The 501-nt window shown below is 37.5% G+C and carries 1 pseudogene; it reads left to right on the top strand.

Features of this window, described 5'->3' with window-relative positions:
* Positions 1-86: 86 nt before the first annotated feature.
* Positions 87-440 (top strand): annotated as a pseudogene (locus ACFQZ1_RS14550) (DDE-type integrase/transposase/recombinase); the annotation flags it as partial.
* Between the last annotated feature and the right edge of the window lie 61 nt (positions 441-501).

The raw sequence follows: 501 nt of genomic DNA, 5'->3' as shown, positions 1-501 counted from the left end.
AAAGAAAATCCCCTCCAAATAGAGTGTAACACTTACTTATCAAAAACAGTCTTTTTACACTGTCTACTCAAAAGGGATAATACCACTTCTTCAAGAAAGCTTTGCGGTCTTTTCATGTTTCTAAGCCTCGTGTCATAACCGTCGATAAAAATTCAGCGTATCCTGTAGCCATTCAACAGTTAAAAGACGAGCAAGAGATGCCTGAAGGCATCCAAATGAGACAAGTGAAATATCTCAATAATATCGTAGAACAAGATCATCGTTTCATTAAGAAAAGAGTACGCTCTATGCTGGGATTCAAAACGTATGAAACTGCTACTTCAATAGTACGTGGCATTGAAGCCATGCATATGATGAAAAAAGGACAAGTTCACCAGGGGGTGAAGTCTGCCCAAAGTCGAAAAGAATTCATTGATAAACTGTTTGGCATTGCAGCATAATCCGTAAGTTAATAGGAAATTCATGTCCTATGTTTTTTTGAAATCATCTTTGCACCAGAAC

It is taken from the genome of Bacillus sp. CGMCC 1.60114, from assembly GCF_042676365.1.
Classification (GTDB): domain Bacteria; phylum Bacillota; class Bacilli; order Bacillales; family Bacillaceae_G; genus Bacillus_A; species Bacillus_A rhizoplanae_A.
Note: the sequence above shows the minus strand (reverse complement) of the source record. Positions and strands in the feature narration are given on the sequence as shown.